Raw genomic sequence first — 629 nt, forward strand, 5'->3', positions numbered from 1 at the left:
TGCAGAGCAGCCAGCTCAAGGCCCTGCAGGAACGCCTGGCCGCGGCGCAGGCCGCCGAGGCCCCGGTGGCAGCCGCCGAACCGGTGCCCGCCGCCGAGGCCCCCGTGGCCGAAGCCGCGCCCGAACCCGCGCCCGTCGCCGAGCCCTGGTACGCCAACCCGCTGGTGCTGGGTGGCGGTGGCCTGGTGCTGCTCGGCGGCCTGGTGCTCGCCCTGCGCGGACGCCGCCCGTCGGCGCCGTCGCCGGTGCCCGGCCGCCGCATTTCCGACGACGAGGCGCTCAAGGCCAGCCTGCCGGGTGCCCGCGTCGAACCTGCCATCGAGCCGGCCCCGGAGCCCACCGCCGCGCCCGCGCCCGGTGACGCCGAGCTGGCGCGCCTGCAGTCCGCCGTGAAGGCCAGGCCGGACGATCTCGAGGCGCACATCAGCCTGCTGCGCCACCTGCACAAGTCCGACGACCAGCCGGGCTTCGACGCCGCGGCGCAGGAAATGCGCGCCCGCGTCCGCAGCACGCTCGACCCGCGCTGGCGCGAGGCGGTGGTGATGGGCGTGGCGCTGTCGCCGGGCAACCCGCTGTTCAGCCAGGCCGGCTGGAACGCACCGCGCTTCGGCGACACCGGCGTCATGCCG

At 77.3% G+C, this 629-nt stretch carries 1 pseudogene; it reads left to right on the forward strand.

Going from position 1 to position 629, the window contains the following annotated elements:
- Window positions 1–629 (forward strand): annotated as a pseudogene (locus N790_RS16335) (hypothetical protein); the annotation flags it as partial.

Origin of the sequence: Arenimonas malthae CC-JY-1, assembly GCF_000747075.1 — a bacterium.
Classification (GTDB): Bacteria; Pseudomonadota; Gammaproteobacteria; order Xanthomonadales; family Xanthomonadaceae; genus Arenimonas; species Arenimonas malthae.